The organism is Rhodococcus sp. 06-221-2 (genome assembly GCF_002258365.1).
Classification (GTDB): Bacteria; Actinomycetota; Actinomycetes; order Mycobacteriales; family Mycobacteriaceae; genus Rhodococcoides; species Rhodococcoides fascians.
The window spans coordinates 126,316-141,057 of record NZ_NOYJ01000038.1 but is presented as its reverse complement, the minus strand read 5'-3'; the positions used below and the strand labels follow the sequence as shown (position 1 = coordinate 141,057).

The window sequence follows — 14,742 nt, the reverse complement described above, 5'->3', positions numbered from 1 at the left end:
CGTCGGTTCGTAGGATGGCGACGACGCTCCACCCGACCGGAAGGAACAACTCGTGGCAGTTCCCACCGAGTCCGACGCCCAGGCCGGCCGCGACATCGTCGGTGCCGTCGTGAAGGCATGCGCTCTGCTCGACCATTTCGACACGACGCATCCTGTGTGGACGCTCAACGACCTGACGACGGCGAGTCGAATGAACAAGACGACCGTGCATCGCCTGATGACGACGTTGATCCATGCCGGCTGGGTGGACAGAACAGCGGAGGGTTCGTACCGGATCGCCATGCCGGTGTTCGAGATCGGATCGTCCGCGTTGACACAGCTCGACATCCGCGGTGCCGCCCAGCCGTATCTGTCGGACATCGCCCAAAAGTTCGGCGACACCGCCTATCTGATGGTTCCCGCTGACGAGGGCGCGGTGTGCATCGACCGCCACGAGGGCAGCAATCCCCTTGTGGTAGCTGGCATTTCGATTGGATCCGTTCTTCCGTATCACGCCACGGCCGGGCCGATGGCGATGCTCGCGTTCTCCGCTCGCATTCGCGACCGCTGGCTCGGCGGAGAGCTTGCTGCATACACGAGCCGAACACTGACGTCACCCGGCCAGTTGATGGATCATCTCGACCGGATCCGAACGCAGGGATACGCGCTGAGCAACTCCGACTACCTGGCCGGCGTCGCGGCGGTGGGCGCACCGATTCTCGGACGCGACGGGGTGGTCGTCGCGTCGATCAGCGTCGGTGGCCGCGTGGAGACATTCGAGGGCGACGCCTTGACGGACAAGGTGGAGACGATTCTCGCGGCGGCGCGCAGCCTTTCACGTGTCGCAGAGGCTCTACCTGCATCGAGTCAGTAGCTACACGAGTATTCGCTCCTCTAGCTTCGATCCTAGAGAGACGAATACTCAGCTACCGACGCGCTCGATGAGTTTCATGGCGTCGAAGGGTGCGTAGCCCTTGATGTCGTTGTCGAAGTACACGAAGACGTCCCGGCCCGCCGACGTCCACTCGGAGATCTTGGTGGCCCATCGATCGAGAGCGTCGTCGGTGTAGCCGCTGGCGTACAACTCTTCGTCTCCGTGCAGTCGGGCATACATGAAATCCGCTGTGGGGGTGTCGATGTACGGGTACTTTCCGGCGGTGTCGGCAACCACGATCGCAATATCGTTCTCGCGCAACAGTTCCACTGCCTCGTCGGAGGCGAAGCTTGCATGCCTGGCTTCGATACAGTGCCGCAGTGGCCGAGACGACGCAGCCGGCAACAGCACTCGATCCTCGGCCAGTTTGTCGTCCCGCGACTCCGCCAGAGTCACTGCAGCAGAAACAGTTCTGGGCAACAGGGCGCAGAAGTCCGTCATCTTCTGCGCGTCGAACTCGAGATTGGGCGGGAGCTGCCACAAGAATGGCCCCAGCTTGTCACCGAGGGTGAGGACCCCGGTGGCGAAGAAGTTCGCCAATGCCGACTCGACGCCGACGAGCCGCTTGATGTGCGTGACGTACCGCCCACCCTTGATGGAGAACACGAAGTCATCCGGAGTTTCGTCATGCCACTTGGTGAAGCTCGACGGCTTCTGCATCGCATAGAACGTGCCGTTGATCTCGATCGACGTCAGGTGCTCGGACGCGTACCCGAGCTCCTTGCGATGCGCGAGACCGCTCGGATAGAAATCCCCTCGCCACGGCGCGTACGTCCAGCCGGAGATACCGATCAGAACCCGAGGGCGATGCTGCGCGGACATGAGCCGACTGTAGCCGGGCAGCCCTGCGGTTTCCGCGGCTCTGGCGCTGGTATCGGTAACCTCGATGGCATGAAGCGCCCATCGGCATTCGGCTCCCTGGCGCTGACCTGTGTGCTGCTCGCCCTCACCGGTGCCGATGCGGCTGCCGAGCGCCGCGACCAGCCGACGCCTCGTCAGGCGGCTGCGGTACCGGGGATCGGTTTGACGACGGTGCCCGCGGCGATCACCACGTCCATGGTCGCGGGTGTCGCAGACGCGCCGGATCCGCCGACTCGCGAGGTCGGGGTCGAGTCGTCGACGACGGAGATGCGAACCTCGGGGTGGGACGAATATCCCTACCTCCGCTACACCGCGACGTTCGCGCCGGGTACGGACACGGCGACGCTGACGTGGTCCGGCAGATCGGTGAACACCAACGATCTGGCGTTGCATGTGTGGGACGAGTCGGGCAACACGTGGGGTCCGGCCATTGCCACGGCCGACCCGGTTGCGCCCGGCGGTTCGGTGGAATTGAGTGCCGAGATCTCCACCGACAGAGGCTCTGTCGAAGTACTGGTCATCGACAACCCGCGTGCAGATCGTTCTTTCGCCGAAACCAACGCGCGCCCCGACAGCAGCTTCGCCGATCCGAGCACGTACGATTTCGCGCTCCAGCACATCACGGACACGCAGTACATAGCCCGCGACGATCCCGGTGTGTATTCGGAGATGACGCAGTGGACCGCCGACAACGCCGACGAGCTGAAGATCGACTACAGCATGCACACCGGCGACCTGATTCAGAGCTGGATCAGCCCGGGGCGGCCGGATACTCAGGCGCGCAAGGAGTTCGAGGCCGCCAGCGAATCGATGCAGATCCTCGAGGATGCCGGCATCGCCCACGGCGTTCTGCCCGGTAACCACGACAACATCTGGAACGTCGCGGGCAAATTGGTCCCTGGGGAGCACGAGAAGAACCACGCGCTCTACAACGAGTACTTCGGCCCTCAGCGTTATCGGGATCAACCCTATTGGGGCGGTTCGTTCACCGACGAGGACAATTCGGCGCACTACGACCTTGTCGACATCGCGGGTGCCAAATTCTTGATGCTGTACATCGGCTACAACCCGCCGGAAAAGGTCATGCAGTGGGCCGAACGAGTTCTCGACGAGAACCCCGACCGCAATGTCGTCATCGGCACGCACTACTACCTCGACGAACTCGGCGAGAAGAAACTGATGGGGTTCGGCGACATCGGGTCGAGCTCCGGCCAGCAGATCTGGAATCGACTGGTCGTTCCACACGAGACCGTCTTCCTCGTCCTGTCCGGGCACGTCGACGGCCAGGTCGCGGTCGTGGACGAGCACGTGGGAGAGACCGACCGCTCCGTCGTGCAGCTGCTGGCCGATTATCAGTACTTCGAGGTCGACGGCGAACGCAGCACCGGCTTCCAACGCCTGCTCCAGTTCGACGTCGACGGTGGCTCGATGGCCGTCACCACCCATTCGCCGTCACTCGACGCGTTCGACGTCGAGAGCTACGACATCAAGAATCGATACGGCCCCGAGGACGGCGAATTCGTCACCGACTTCACACTGCGCGCCGACGTTCCCCGAGCCGTGATCGCAGACTGACTGGCACGGTGCTCGGCATCGGACCATAATCGATCTTCATGCAGTCGGGTGGGCGAGCGTGGGTACTGACGCTGGTCGCCGCCGGTGTCTGGTTCCTCGCCACGCCGCTGAGTCCCGGAGTGCTGAGTCCCGGAATGCTGAGTCCCGGGATTGTCGGCACCGACGTCCAGCTGCAGGCCCCCGCGGTCACGTCCGTCCCCGTCGTCGAGCCGCCACCGCTCACTCTCGAGGACCTCTCGGCGCGAGTGAACCCCACCGTCGTCACGATCTCCGCCACGGCCGGCTACTCCGGCGTCGCAGGTACCGGCTTCGTCGTCGCCCCGGACGGCCTGGTGCTCACCAACTTCCACGTCGTCGAAAACGCGACCGAGATCAGCGCCGTGCACATGGGCAACGGACTGATCTACGACGCCACCGTGCTCGGTTACGACAAATCTCGTGACCTGGCGGTCATGCAGTTGCTTTCCGCGGCCGACCTGCCGGTGGTCGAGTTCGCTCCGGACTCACCTCCCGAGGTGGGGGATGCGGTCACTGCCGTCGGGAATGCTGCTGGCGCAGGTGTTCTGGTGCCTGCCCCGGGTGCGGTGACGGCTCTGGATCAGCAGGTGCGTACCCGTAGTTCGGTGGACGGTTCGCGGAACACTCTGGATCGGATGATTCGAGTCGATGCCGATGTGCGAGCGGGTGATTCGGGTGGCCCACTGTTCGATGCCTGGGGTCGCGTGGTGGGCGTCAATACAGCGGGGCTGTCGGACGAGGCGCGCACCGGCTCCGAGAGCAGGCCTCCGCAGGCACCCGAGGCGTATGCGGTTCCCATCTCGGAGGCTGCTGCCGTGCTCGACCAGGTCGTCGCGGGGCAGTCCGGCGGGACGGTTCATGTGGGCCCGACTCCGTATTTCGGGGTGTCGGTGCGAGATGTGTCCGTGTTCGACAACAAGCCGGCGATGGGTGCCGAGGTGGTGACGGTGGCTACCGATTCTCCGGCCTCGGCAATCGGACTGTCCGGCGACGATGTGATCGTCGCCTTCGACGGTGCCGGTGTCGGTTCGTCGTCGGATCTTGCCCAGGCCCTCATCGGACGTCACCCCGGTGATGTCGCCGTCGTCGAGTGGGTCGATCCTCAGGGCGTACGACGTTCCGCGACAACGGCTTTGGCGGAAGGAACCCCGGCTGCCTGAGCGGTCGAGTTCAGTCCTGCAGCACCGACAACACGTTGCCCGCCGGATCGGTGAACCAGGCGATGAGCGGTCCGCCGTGCCGAAAGATCCCCTTCTCGTCGGTGCCCATGTCCGGATACTGTTGGAACACCACCCCTTTGGCGATCAATGCATCGACTGCGGCCTCGATGTCGGTCACCGGGAAATTGAGGATGGTGTACTGCGCCGGCACGTGACCGGGACGAGGATAGATGAGTACCGTCGCCGCTCCGAGGTGGAGTTCGAGCATCCCCATCTCGTTCTCGGTCACCTCGAGACCGAGGGTGTCCGCGTAGAACGTGCGAGCTGCCGGCAGGTCGTCGACGGCGAATCCGGAGAACGGCGATCGGGCCAGATCGATGGTGGTCATGGACGAATTATCGCGCTGTCCCACGTGCTGCGGGCCGATATCCGAGTAGCGTGGCAGCCGTGACTATTCGCCTCGGTTACCAGATGCCCAACTTCAGCTACGACGGTTCGGTCGCGGAACTCTTTCCCCAGGTCATCGCGCAGGCGCGCGAGGCCGAAGCGGCCGGGTTCGACACTGCGTTCGTGATGGATCACTTCTACCAACTCCCCGGAATCGGAAAGCCCGACGAGCCGATGCTCGAGGCCTACTCCGCCCTGTCGGCGCTCGCGACGGCCACCGACACCATCCAACTCTCCGCCTTGGTCACCGGCAACACGTATCGCAACCCGGCGATCCTGGCCAAGACCGTCACCACCCTCGACGTCGTCAGCGGCGGCCGGGCCATTCTCGGTATCGGTGCCGGCTGGTACGAACTCGAGCACCAGAGCTTCGGACTCGAATTCGGTACGTTCACCGACCGATTCGAGCGCCTCGACGAGGCCCTGCAGATCATCGAACCCATGCTGCGCGGTCAGCGTCCCACGTTCGACGGCCTGTGGTACCAGGTCGAGAACGCGATGAACGAGCCCCGCATCCGCGATGATCTGCCGATCATGTTGGGCGGTGGCGGCGAGAAGAAGACCTTCGGCCTGGCCGCACAGTTCGCCGATCACCTCAACATCATCTGCGACGCAAACGAACTGCCCCGCAAGATGGCAGCCGTTCAGGCCCGTTGCGAGGAAGTCGACCGCGATCCGAAGGATCTCGAGACGAGCTTCCTCGCCTTCGTCATCATCGACGAGGACGGTGACAAGGCCAAGGAGTTGCAGCGGGAGTTCGTGCTGAAGCAGGGCCTCGATCTGACGAATCTCTCCGAGGAGGACGCAGCGAAGGCCACCGACCGCCACTTCTGCGGAACGCCCGACGATGTCGCCGAGCAGGTGCAGAAGCGCGTCCTCGATCAAGGCATCGACGGCGTCATCATCAACCTGATCACCAACGGACACCAGCCCGGTGCCGTCGAATTGGCGGGCAAGGCTCTGAAGCCGCTCGTCTAGATTTTCTCCAGCAGTAGCCGCGGGGGTGCGAGCGGTGGCATAGTTCCCCCGTGGCTCAGCTGAGGATGAACGGGCACCGTGTCTTGGTCGCAGACCTGACCGGTGACTCTCTGCGCGCGATCTCGGGTTCGATGGTTGCCTACGAAGGCGATGTCGCCTTCAAGAGCGCAGGCATGGGCGGTGGCGGCGGTTTTCGCGCCGCGCTCAAACAGAAAGTGACCGGCGAGTCGTTGTCCCTTATGGACGTGTCCGGCAAAGGCACCGTGTACTTCGCGGTCGACGCCCAGGACATCACTCTCGTCGAGGTGCAAGGCGACAACCTGCACGTCGAATCGTCTCAATTGCTTGCTCTCACAGGTCAATTGAAGACGGACGTGAAGTTCTCCGGCCTTCGTGGTGCGACGTCGGGGCAGGGACTGTTCACCACCGTCGTGAGCGGCTCCGGGACGGTGGCGCTGCTGTCGAAGGGTGGGCCGATCATCGCACTCGCCGTCGATCCGCAGTATCCGCTCGTCGTCGACCCCGACGCCTTCGTCGCCCATCGCGGACAGCTCAACCAGAGCTTCGTCACCGACGTCACGTGGCGCTCCGCCATCGGCGGCGGCAGCGGCGAGGCGTTCTCCCTCCGCTTCGACGGCCAGGGCGTCGTCTACATTCAACCCGAGGAGCGCTGACGTGCCACTCGAACTCGTCAACAGCAAAGTCGTCAAATCCGTTCTGGCACCGAATCAGAGTGTGCTGGCTCGGCGCGGATCGATGCTCTACTACACCGGCGACGTCCGGTTCGTCCCGCATTCCATGGGCGGCGGCGCGGGTGCCATGCCCGGCATGAGCGGCGTCGCGGGGATGGCCGGCCGCATGATGGCAGGCGAGCACGTGGCGATGATGGCCGCCGAGGGTCAGGGCGAGGTCTTCTACGGCCACGCCGGGCTGTACGTCGAAGTGATTCACCTCGACGGCTCGTCCATGCTCACCGTGGAGGCCGACCGACTCCTGGTGCACGACGGCTACCTGCAGAGTTCCATCGTTGCCCTCACCTCCCAGGGCGGCGTCCGCGGAGCAGTGCGCGGTGCCATGACCGGGCAGGGTCTGTTCACGACGCAACTCACCGGGCAGGGCAGCGTCGCGGTCCTGTCGCACGGCGGCGCGACTCCGCTGCAGGTCGGGCCCAACAACCCCATGGTCGTGGTCGATCCGCAGGCGTACGTATGCCACATCGGCAACATCAACGTCGACATCTCCGCCAACGTCGGTTGGCGTGACGCCGTCGGCAAGGGCACCGGCGAGGCGATTCAGTTGAAGATGACCGGTATGGGCACCGTGTGGGTGCAGGCGTCCGAGCAGAAGTTCTAGGGAGCGGCAATGAGTTTGGAGATTCACACCCCGTACACCCTGCCGGTCAACGACAACGTGCCCGGCAACGATTACGCGTTCTGCGTCGAACTCGCAGGTCAGCCGTGGTTCACGTCGAAGGGCGCGATGATCGCGTACTACGGCAATGTTCGCTTCGAACCGCTCGGGCAGACGTCCATGCCCGCCATCGTGGCGGCGCGGTTCTCGTCGCCGCTGTACTCGAACGACTGGGTGCTGGCGCAGGGGCAGGGCAAGCTGATCCTCGGGGATCGCGGCTTCAACATCAACAGCTACGACCTCGACGACGGCAACCTGACGATCCGAGCCGCGAATCTGCTGGCCTTCGAGCCGACTCTGGACCTCAAGCAGTCCATCGTGCCCGGCTTCCTGACCCTGCTCGGTACCGGCAAGTTCCTCGCCTCGTCCAACGGCACGGTCATGTTCGCCGAGCCGCCACTACGCATCGACCCGGAAGCGCTTGTCGGATGGGCAGATTGCCCGTCACCCTCGCATCACTTCGATGCCGCCTGGATGCAGAACTTCCTCGGCGCCGCGCGCGGATTCCTCGGGGCCAATAGCGGCGAAGAGCGGCAGTTCGATTTCACCGGTGCCGGCACGGTGCTGATCCAATCGAGCGAGAAGGTTTTGAACGACACCCACCTGTTGCGACACATCGAATCTCAGACGGTCTCGCTCGGCCAGAACTCACTGCGGGCTCTGCACAACACCATCGGGGCCCGACTGCAGCAGTAGCTGCTCGCCCATTCGGAGAAAACGCGCATACTGGAGTTTCACTCAGGAGGTAGCGCCATGGCCAACCAGGGACCCTTCGGATTCGGATCCGACGACTTCGACAAGTTCGCGCGTGAAGCAACCGAGGGCCTGCGCGAGGTCGTCGGTTCGCTGTTCGCCAACACGGGAGCACCCAAAGCCCCGCCGGAGCCGGAAACCACAGGCCAGAAGGGTGATGGCGTCTGGGCGATCTACAGCGTCGACGATGCCGGCTCGGCGCAGATCGATCAGCTCTACGCCACCGAACTCGATGCGTTGCGGGCACACAAGGACAACACCGACCCGCGTCGACGGGTTCGTTTCCTGCCCTACGGCGTGAGCGTCAGCGTTCTCGAGGACTGAATCGGTACCTTTGATTCTCGTGACTACACAGCAGGATGCAATCTCGATTCCGTTGGGCCGGCCCGTGTTCGTTCAGGCGCTGAGGTACACCGCACTGTTCGATCAGAAGCCGTTCGCCGAGGCGTTGTTGATCTACACCGACAACGGCGCGTACAAGATCATGTCTCCGGGAGAAGACCATTACGGCAGCTACGTCTCGTACACCGACCCCGCCGAGAGTCCTCGGCACGTGATCTTCCTGTCGTGGCCGTCGGAGGATTGGGGACGCAACGTCGCCTCGCACACTCTGACGTTCAACCCCGATTCTGCGGCATTCACGCAGGTACTCGTTCTGCCCGGTAGCCCGGTGCCGCGCTCGCAGTACGGCTATGCGCTGCCGATCGCCGGTCCGGAGAGTGTGGACATGACGGCTTCCTGGGATCAGGTCCGCGACACGTACGCCGAGACGTTCGAGGAATTGGCGACGCTGGCTACGTAGCCGCTCCGCCGGCATCGACGCCGAATGCTTCGATCGCATTCGCGGCCTGGTCGACGCCGCCGTGCGCACGTACCTCGGCGCTGATCTCGCGTGCGCGCGGCGCGAGTCCCCGGGCTTGTTCGACGGCGTGGCGCAGTCCTGTCGCCGTCACCCCGTCGAAGTCGACGTGCACTCCCACCCCGAGTTCGGTGAGCATCGCCGCGTTGCCGAATTGGTCGACCGCCTGCGGTAGGGCAACTGTCGGTACGCCGAACCACAGGGCTTCGGTGCACCCACCCATTCCGGCGTGGGTGACGAACACGGTGGCGGCGTCGAGCACCGCGAGCTGCGGAACATGTTCGTGGACCTCGACATTCGCGGATAGATCCCCAAGTACGGCGGGGTCGACGCGACGGCCGATGGAGATCACCACGTGCCAGTCCGTGTTCGCGAACGTCTCGATGCACAGCCGGTAGAAGTCGGGGCGTTCGTTGTACCCGGTGCCGAACGATACGTAGAGAACGGGCCCCTCGGGCGCGGACCACGATCGGTCGTGCAGTCGCACCGGATCGAGACACGGGCCGACGAACTGCACCGAGCTGGGGACTCGATCGGCGTTCGGCTGCATCACTTTCGGGATCAACGACAGGCAGTGCTCCGGGTACGTGATCCAGTCCCACGGGTCGGCGTCGATGTCGTTCTCTCGCAACCAGGTCGCATAGGTATCGCGATACGCAACGCCGGTTGTCGACTCGCGGACAGAGGTCATCCCGTCACCGAGATCCTCGACGTAGCCGTCCCAGGCGACGTACGTGGGGGAGAGCTGCACGGCCGTCACGCCGTACCGGGCGCCGAGGATCGGGGCGGTCAGGCCGCCGATGTCGTAGAGGATCACATCCGGCTGATCGTCGTCGTAGAACGCGGTGAGCACCGGAAAGGACGCGATCGCTTCGTCGAGGAACACCTGCATCGCCGACGCCGGGTCGTCCGGCCAGGAGCCCTCCCCGTCGGGAAGTATCGACGGGAACGCCACCACCTCCACTCCAGCGGGTTCGACCAGGTGCCGCAACGACTCGCCGACGGCATAGGTGACGCGATGCCCGCGTCGGACCAATTCGGCGACGACGGCGAGCGAGGGGTAGATGTGACTCGGTGCCGTCGTGCCGATCATCGCGAAGTGCATGCCGCTCACCGTAGGACGCGAAGAGGGCGCGGGGCTACCGGTTTTCGTTGGCGATCAGATCGAGCAGACCGGGGAATCGCTCTTCGAGCTCGTGGCGACGCAGCGTCACTTTGCGACTGTTTCCGCGATCGACCTGAAACACCAGGCCTGCCTCGCGTAGCACTCGAAAATGGTGCGTCAGAGTCGATTTGGTGACACCGAGCTCGAACGACATACACGTCCGCTCGGCTCCGTCGTCGTCGCCGACGAGTTCGGTGACCACCTGGCGACGCAACGGATCGGCCAACGCGGACATCACCGCACCCAGTTGCATTTCCTCGGGCTCGGGATGCCCGTCCTTGTCCGCCATGCGCTCCTCCTACAAGGTACGACTTGCGCCGTACCTTGAAACCTGGTCTAGTACGACAACCATCGTACCTACGTTTCAGGGGGACACATGAAGGCAGTGCTACCGGTCGTACTCGCGGCTCAATTCGTCGTACCGATGTCCATCTCGGGTACTGCACTCGCCCTTCCGGTCATCGCCGGCGACCTCGGCACCGACCCGACGCCTCTGCAGTGGGTCGTCAACGGCTTCAACATCGCGTTCGCGCTGTTCACCGTCGTCTGGGGCGCGGTGTCGGATCGAATCGGTCACCGCACGTCGTTCCGCATCGGGGTGGTGTTGACGGCCGTCGCGAGTGCGGTCAGCGCCGTCGCGCCGTCGTTGTACCTACTCGATGTCGCGCGGGTGTTCGCGGGCATCGGAGCCGCAGCGGTTCTGGTGGGCTCCACTTCCATTCTCTCGCTTCACTTCCACGGCGCGGCCAGAGCAACCGCGTTCGCACTGTTCGGCACCGTGAACGGTCTCGGTCTGGCACTCGGGCCCACCATCTCCGGGCTGCTCGTCGCGGCGTTCGACTGGCGGGGCGTGTTCGCCGCCCAGGCGATCGTCCTGGCTGCGGCGGCCATCGGAACTGTCGCTCTGCCGGCGCTGCGAACCGAATCGACGGCGCACCGCCTGCTCGATTTCTCGCTACTGCGCAACCGGAGATTCCTGGCCCTGTGCCTCGTTCCGGTGGCCGGGGCCATCGGATTCGTCACGCTGCTCACGTATCTGCCCGCTGCGCTGAGCGCTGTCGCGTCGCTGACGCCGGGGCTTGCCGGAGTGTTCATGCTGGCCATGACCGTCCCCGTTCTACTCGCTCCGCTGACCGTTGCCCGCCTGAGCCGCATGTTCGACGCCATCACCCCCACTCGGGTCGTGCTGGTCAGCCTCGGCTGCCTCGTCCTCGGCAATCTGGGCATGTTGGCGCTGCAACCAGGTGTCCCGCTCGGTGCCGTCGTGGTCCCGATGATCGCGTTGGGGCTCGGATTCGGACTCCCGATCGGCTTGGTGGACGGCGAGGCACTGGCTGCGGTGCCGCCGCACAGCAGCGGTACCGCGGCGGGCGTGCTGAACCTGTTTCGCATCGGCAGCGAGGCCCTGATGGTGGCCGGATATGCCTGGTTGTTGACCGTCCTGGTCCGCGGCGAGCTACCCGACCGAGCGGACGCCGATGCCGCGGCAGCCGGACGCCCCGGGTTTGCCGACGCCTACGCGCACGCCTACACCGAGGTCGTGTCGATCGTCGTCGTAGCTCTCGTCGTGACCGCGGCGGTGATCTTCTCGCTGTTGCGAACACCACGCCGGGACGTATCGTCGGCCAATGTCCTTTCTGCAACCGGTGACCCTCACTGACGACCTCGTGACCCTCGAGCCGCTGAGCCGCGATCACCTCGAGGGGCTGTGCGATGCCGCCCGCGACGGCGAGCTCTGGAATCTCTGGTACACGAGCGTTCCGAAACCGGAAGACATGGCCGCAGAGATCGATCGCCGGCTCGGACTGCTCGACGCGGGAACCATGCTTCCATTCACTTTGCGGCGCAACGATACCGGGCAGATTCTCGGCGCGACGACCTTCTGCAACGTCGATGCGAACAACCGTCGCGTCGAGATCGGGTACACCTGGAATGCGCGCTCCGCCCACGGAACCGGTACCAACGCGTCGAGCAAACTGCTGTTGCTGACGCACGCTTTCGAGGAACTCGGTTGTATCGCGGTGGAATTCCGCACCCACTGGATGAACCTCCAATCGCGGACAGCCATCGCGAAACTCGGAGCCAAGCAGGACGGCATTCTGCGCAATCACCAACGCATGGCCGACGGTTCACTGCGCGACACCGTCGTGTTCTCGATCATCGAATCCGAATGGCCCGCCGTGCGCAACGAACTCCGTCGGCGTACCGCACGGTAAGTTGAGCCCATGCGCGTGGATGGGCGGGACGTTCCCGTAGCGGGAAACCTGCTGCAGCCGCTGGTGAGAAGAACCAGTGACATCATTCGGGTCGTTGCCGCCTCGGTGTTCTTGAGCTTGGTCATCGCCGGCTCGCTCATCACCCGAAATCAGTGGGACGCACTCGAACAATCGGTGTCCAACATCGTCGGCGTGCTCAGCCCCGATCAGTCCAACGCCGTCTACATCGTCTACGGCGTCGCGATCCTCGCCCTCCCGTTCGGAGTGTTGATCGGGCTGATCGCCGGGCGCAAATGGAAACTGTTGGCCGGGTATGCCGCAGCAGCTCTGATCGCCGCGCTGGCTCTGTCCATCACCGGTACCGGCATCTCGACTCCGACGTGGGACCTGGACGTGCCCGAGCGACTCGACACGTTCCTGTCGCAATTCCTCGACGATTCACGCTGGATCGCCATGCTCGCCGCGGCGCTCACGGTGTCGGGCCCGGGCCTGCCCGCGCGGTGGCGTCGAGCATGGTGGGCACTGTTGCTCGCCTTCGTACCGATACACCTGGTGGTGTCCACGGTGGTCCCGGCCCGTTCGCTGCTCGGGCTGGCCGTCGGTTGGCTCGTCGGTGCGATCATCGTGCTGCTGGTCGGCACCCCGGCACTGGAGGTTCCACTCGACGCGGCCGTGCGCCTGTTCCGCAGCCGGGGCGTCGACGTCCGCAGCTTCACCGTCGTGCGCCCTGCGGGCCCGGGCCCGTTGGTGTTGAACGCACACACCCCGGACGCCGATGTGGTGGTCGAGCTCTACGGGCAGAACCAGCGCAGTGGCGGTGCGCTGCGCCAGTTCTGGCGATGGATCACCCGGCGCGGCAGCGAGACAGCGCCGTTGCACGCGTCCATGCGCCGCGCCGTCGAGCATCGCGCATTGATGGGCCTGGCCATCAAGAGTATGAACGCCGCAGGCAGCGACCCGTTGGCGGTAGCAGCACTCGACCGCGGCTGGACGTTGTACGCGCACAGCCAGCCCATCGGCGACCCCATCGAGGCCGAGCTCGACGATGCCGCGCTCAGAGCTCTCTGGTCGGCTCTGAACACGTTGCACGAGAACCAGATCTCGCACGGTGACCTGCATCGGGGTGAACTGCGGCTCCACAACGGCGCGGCACTGTTCTGCGGGTTCGGGCACGCAGAACTCGGCGCGTCGGACGCCCAGATGCAATCCGACGTCGCACAGCTGTTACTCACCACCGCAGACCTTTTCGGCTCCCATCGCGCCGTGGCTACGGCCGTCGAGGTACTGGGAATCGACGTCGTGATCGCGGCGTCCGGTCGATTGACCAAGTCCGCCATCCCCCTTCGGGTGCGTCAGTCGGTTGCCGATGCAGGAAAGACGATGAAGTCCGTCCGGCTCGAAGTCCTCGATCAGACCGGTGCCGCGAGGATCGAGGCCGAGCAGGTGACTCGATTCAGCCGCAACCAGATCATCTCGCTCGTGTTGCTGATCGGATTGGTCTACGTCGCATACCCGTTCATCAGTGCAGTTCCCGCGTTCGTCGTCGAATTGGGCTCGGTCGACTGGTGGTGGGCACTGCTCGGTCTAGCCGTTTCCGCACTGACCTACATCGGTGCGGGCGCCGCCTTGTGGGCCTGCGCATTCGGCAAGGTCAGCTTCAGGAATCTGACGATCATGCAGGTAGCGAATACTTTTGCCGCGACCACGACACCTGCGGGCGTCGGTGGCCTGGCCCTGAGCGTTCGCTTTCTGCAGAAGGGTGGATTGGGTACCGTCCGCGCGACGGCCGCTGTGGCACTGCAACAGTCGGTTCAGGTGATCACCCATGTCAGCCTGTTGATCTTCTTCAGCGTCGTCGCCGGAACGTCGTCGGGGCTGTCCAACATGGTGCCGGGCAACACCGTGCTGTACCTCATCGCCGGCGTCGCATTCGGAGTCGTCGGGACCTTCATGTTCGTGCCCAAGCTGCGACTGTGGCTGAAAGTGGCCGTCCGGCCCCAGGTTGCCGAAGTGCTCACCGAGCTCGGCGAACTCGCCCGCGACCCGAAACGGTTCTCGATCATCATCTTGGGTTGCGCCGCAACCACTTTGGGTGCTGCGCTCGCCCTGTGGGCGAGTGTCGAGGCGTTCGGCGGCGGAACGACGTTCGTGACGGTGACAGTGGTGACAATGATCGGTGGAACATTGGCCTCGGCCGCCCCGACGCCGGGCGGTGTGGGGGCCGTGGAAGCAGCCCTCATCGGTGGGCTTGCCGCGTTCGGTCTCCCCGCCTCCATCGCAGTCCCGTCCGTGCTGCTCTACCGCGTACTGACCTGCTGGTTACCGGTGTTTCTCGGCTGGCCGACGTTGCGCTGGCTCACCAAGCACGACATGGTCTGAACGGCTGC

The 14,742-nt window shown here is 64.5% G+C and carries 16 protein-coding genes; 12 read left to right on the top strand and 4 right to left on the bottom strand.

Features of this window, described 5'->3' with window-relative positions; translation table 11 throughout:
* The first annotated feature begins 52 nt into the window (after positions 1–52).
* Entirely contained in the window at positions 53–853 is an 801-nt protein-coding gene (locus CH281_RS26240) for an IclR family transcriptional regulator (protein WP_094695900.1), read from the top strand.
* Positions 854–901: 48 nt separating this feature from the next.
* Here CH281_RS26240 and CH281_RS26235 read toward each other — a convergent pair whose 3' ends face one another.
* The gene (locus CH281_RS26235) at positions 902–1,735 is read right to left on the bottom strand and encodes a DUF72 domain-containing protein (protein ID WP_032367739.1); all 834 of its coding nucleotides are present in this window, start codon (positions 1,733–1,735) and stop codon (positions 902–904) included.
* Between the two features lie 69 nt (positions 1,736–1,804).
* Here CH281_RS26235 and CH281_RS26230 point away from each other — a divergent pair, with 69 nt between their 5' ends.
* Together CH281_RS26230 and CH281_RS26225 are read left to right on the top strand one after the other, a co-directional pair.
* Positions 1,805–3,349, top strand: a complete 1,545-nt coding sequence (locus CH281_RS26230; protein WP_094695899.1) for a metallophosphoesterase — start codon at positions 1,805–1,807, stop codon at positions 3,347–3,349.
* A 38-nt stretch (positions 3,350–3,387) separates the two neighbouring features.
* Positions 3,388–4,527 (top strand): S1C family serine protease, encoded by a 1,140-nt coding sequence (locus tag CH281_RS26225; RefSeq protein WP_052061628.1) that lies wholly within the window; start codon positions 3,388–3,390, stop codon positions 4,525–4,527.
* Between the two features lie 10 nt (positions 4,528–4,537).
* On the opposite strand, the gene CH281_RS26220 is transcribed toward CH281_RS26225, so the two are convergent.
* A complete protein-coding gene (locus tag CH281_RS26220; protein ID WP_032400992.1) occupies positions 4,538–4,915 on the bottom strand; it encodes a VOC family protein in 378 nt (125 codons plus the stop codon).
* Between the two features lie 59 nt (positions 4,916–4,974).
* Between CH281_RS26220 and CH281_RS26215 the strand changes: the two genes are divergently transcribed.
* From CH281_RS26215 to CH281_RS26190, 6 genes are all read left to right on the top strand, one after another.
* Complete coding sequence (locus CH281_RS26215; protein WP_032368006.1) at positions 4,975–5,952, top strand: LLM class F420-dependent oxidoreductase; 978 nt, start codon at positions 4,975–4,977, stop codon at positions 5,950–5,952.
* Between the two features lie 65 nt (positions 5,953–6,017).
* Positions 6,018–6,626 (top strand): AIM24 family protein, encoded by a 609-nt coding sequence (locus CH281_RS26210; RefSeq protein WP_032400991.1) that lies wholly within the window; start codon positions 6,018–6,020, stop codon positions 6,624–6,626.
* A gap of 1 nt (position 6,627) precedes the next feature.
* A complete protein-coding gene (locus CH281_RS26205; RefSeq protein WP_094695898.1) occupies positions 6,628–7,305 on the top strand; it encodes an AIM24 family protein in 678 nt (225 codons plus the stop codon).
* A gap of 9 nt (positions 7,306–7,314) precedes the next feature.
* Positions 7,315–8,058 carry an AIM24 family protein gene (locus CH281_RS26200; protein WP_032367735.1) on the top strand — a complete coding sequence of 248 codons (744 nt, stop codon included), beginning with the start codon at positions 7,315–7,317 and terminating at the stop codon, positions 8,056–8,058.
* 57 nt (positions 8,059–8,115) lie between these two features.
* Positions 8,116–8,439 carry a hypothetical protein gene (locus CH281_RS26195; protein WP_032369979.1) on the top strand — a complete coding sequence of 108 codons (324 nt, stop codon included), beginning with the start codon at positions 8,116–8,118 and terminating at the stop codon, positions 8,437–8,439.
* Between the two features lie 19 nt (positions 8,440–8,458).
* Positions 8,459–8,917: a hypothetical protein gene (locus CH281_RS26190; RefSeq protein WP_032373489.1), complete on the top strand. Its 459-nt coding sequence runs from the start codon at positions 8,459–8,461 to the stop codon at positions 8,915–8,917.
* Here CH281_RS26190 and CH281_RS26185 read toward each other — a convergent pair.
* Both CH281_RS26185 and CH281_RS26180 read right to left on the bottom strand, forming a co-directional pair.
* The gene (locus tag CH281_RS26185) at positions 8,910–10,079 is read right to left on the bottom strand and encodes a macrolide family glycosyltransferase (RefSeq protein ID WP_032373622.1); all 1,170 of its coding nucleotides are present in this window, start codon (positions 10,077–10,079) and stop codon (positions 8,910–8,912) included. The two genes, CH281_RS26190 and CH281_RS26185, sit on opposite strands and share 8 nt — an antisense overlap.
* A 34-nt stretch (positions 10,080–10,113) precedes the next feature.
* A complete protein-coding gene (locus CH281_RS26180) occupies positions 10,114–10,428 on the bottom strand; it encodes an ArsR/SmtB family transcription factor (RefSeq protein ID WP_027495157.1) in 315 nt (104 codons plus the stop codon).
* Positions 10,429–10,515: 87 nt separating this feature from the next.
* Here CH281_RS26180 and CH281_RS26175 point away from each other — a divergent pair, with 87 nt between their 5' ends.
* Genes CH281_RS26175 through CH281_RS26165 form a run of 3 tightly spaced genes read left to right on the top strand, consistent with a single transcriptional unit; the run spans position 10,516 to position 14,734 of the window.
* A complete protein-coding gene (locus tag CH281_RS26175; RefSeq protein ID WP_094695897.1) occupies positions 10,516–11,799 on the top strand; it encodes an MFS transporter in 1,284 nt (427 codons plus the stop codon).
* Complete coding sequence (locus CH281_RS26170; RefSeq protein WP_032367733.1) at positions 11,768–12,355, top strand: GNAT family N-acetyltransferase; 588 nt, start codon at positions 11,768–11,770, stop codon at positions 12,353–12,355. The genes CH281_RS26175 and CH281_RS26170 overlap by 32 nt, the downstream gene beginning before the upstream one ends.
* Before the next feature lie 9 nt (positions 12,356–12,364).
* A complete protein-coding gene (locus CH281_RS26165; protein ID WP_032367732.1) occupies positions 12,365–14,734 on the top strand; it encodes a lysylphosphatidylglycerol synthase transmembrane domain-containing protein in 2,370 nt (789 codons plus the stop codon).
* Positions 14,735–14,742 lie beyond the last annotated feature (8 nt).